Annotated in this window: 2 protein-coding genes; both read right to left on the reverse strand. The window is 61.1% G+C overall.

Annotated elements, in window-relative coordinates:
- A partial coding sequence (locus WCB02_RS09110; protein ID WP_423957655.1) for a glycoside hydrolase family 3 N-terminal domain-containing protein occupies positions 1–731 on the reverse strand: 731 nt, incomplete at its 3' end.
- 107 nt (positions 732–838) lie between these two features.
- Positions 839–2,164, reverse strand: a 1,326-nt coding sequence (locus tag WCB02_RS09115; RefSeq protein WP_423957656.1) for a glycoside hydrolase family 3 C-terminal domain-containing protein, incomplete at its 5' end; no start/stop codon positions are given.

Genomic DNA, 2,164 nt, shown 5'->3' on the forward strand with positions numbered 1-2,164 from the left:
GTCATAAACGCATTCGCGTGCCCATCCTCAATCGCCATCCGAAACGGCACCGAGTAGTACTCCTGGAACAGCCGCTCGTCGAAGTCCGAAGAAGAAGACGTCCGCAGATTCTCATTGCTGTTCGCCAGAAAATGTTTCAGCAAACTCGCCGTCGTCCAATACGTCCCATCCCCCTGCAGCCCGCGCGTATAAGCTGTAGCCAGCGTCCCCACCAGGAACGGATCTTCCCCGTACGACTCCTCGCTCCGCCCCCACCGCGGATCCCGACTCAAATCCGCATTCGGAGCCCGCACCACCAACCCTCCCCGGTGATATTTCCCAAACGCATACCGCGTCTCATACGCCTCCTGCGCCGCAGCCTTCTCGAGCAGCGCAGGATCCCACGTCTGTCCCAACCCCCGCGACTGCGGAAACGTAGTCGTCGGAATCACCGTCAGGAACCCGCGCCCCGCATGGCCTTCCCAATGCCCCGGCCCGCCCAGCGCCAACCCATGCAGCCCTTCCACGTGCCCCGTCCCCACCACCCCCAGCCGCGGCACCGTTGGATCCGTGCTGAAGGCATCCACCTTTTCCTCGACCGTCATCCGCTTCAGCAGGTCGGTAATTCGCGCATCAACCGGCGCACCACTGTCCGCATACACCGCCGTCTCCGGAATCGCGGCCGACTTCTGTTGCGCAAAAGCGAAAGTCCCCAAACCCGTGAACAAGATAACTAAACCGATTTTTCTCATAGAAAAGCCACCGCAGCCAATCTAACCCGCACACGCGATCCCTGTACAGAAGCAAAGCCTGCGCGGCGCCAACCCCTTCAGAATCTGCACGGCCCACTCCGCCGTCCCTATTCCGCCGTCAAGGTGACCGCCGTCTTCAACGGCAACTCCGCCGAAGACCCGCCCACCTCAATCCCATACTCTCCGGCCAGCCGCTCCCAGCCATTCTTGTCCGTAGAAAACACCTTCAGATACAGCGGCTGAATCGGCACTGTCACCATCTTGCTCGCGCCCGCGTCGACCCACACCCGCGTAAATCCCGCCAGCTTCCGGAACGGTTCGTCTGCACTCTTAGGCAGCGTCACATACACCTCCGCAACCTCATCGCCCGCGCGCCCTCCCGTGTTCTTCACCTCAAAGCTCACACTCTCCGCGCCCGGCGCCACCGTCAAACCCGAGTACGCAAAGCTCGTATAGCTCAGCCCAAATCCAAATGGAAACAGCGGCGTCTCGTCCTTTACCTGGAACCACTTGTATCCAACCTTCATTCCCTCCACGTTGTAATCGACCGTAAAATTCTTGGACTGCATGCCGTGGAACCCGCCACCATTCATGCCGTTATTCTCGGTCGTCGCCGTCAACCCCGTCACCGTTTGATGCGGGAGCTGCTTTTCATCCGCCGCAAACGTCACCGGCAGCTTGCCCGAAGCATTCACGCGCCCGAACAGCACATTCGCAATCGCCTCGCCACCGCCAATCCCCGGAAACCACGCCTCCACAATACCCTTCACACCCCCATGCCACGGCATCGACACCGGCCCACCCGTCTCCAGCACCACCACCGTATTCGGATTCGCCTTCGCCACGGCCTCCACCAACGCGTCCTGCCCCTCCGGCAAGCTCAGCGTCGGCCTGTCCATACCCTCGCTCATCCATTGCGTCACAAATACGATCGCCACCTGCGCACTCTTCGCAGCCTTCGCAGCCTCGGCCACATCTGTGCCCGCATCGAAGCTCACCTTCGCACCGCTTCCCGCCTGCTCCGTCACAAACTGCAGCGGCGACGACGGAAAATACACTGGCTTCCCCCACTGCGATCCACCCGGCCGACCACCCGGCGCATCCACCTGCGCCGACCCGCCGCCTGACAGCACGCCCTCATCGGCATGCCCGCCAATCACCACAATCGTCTTTCCCTCACCCGCGACCAGCGGCAAAATCCCGCCTTCATTCTTCAACAACACGATGCTCTCTTCCTCAATCTTCCGCGCATCGTCGCGCCCCTTGAACGGATCCACCACTCTCCGAACCGGAGGATTATCCACTACACCCGTCGCGAACATGCTGCGCACAATCCGATGCACCATGTCATCCAGCCGAGCCTGCGGTACCTGTCCATCTTGCACAGCTTTCTTTAACGGAGCGCCAAAATACGTATCGCCCGGCTGCTCCTG

This window comes from Bradyrhizobium sp., assembly GCF_049581145.1.
In the GTDB taxonomy this organism is placed as follows: Bacteria; Pseudomonadota; Alphaproteobacteria; order Rhizobiales; family Xanthobacteraceae; genus Bradyrhizobium.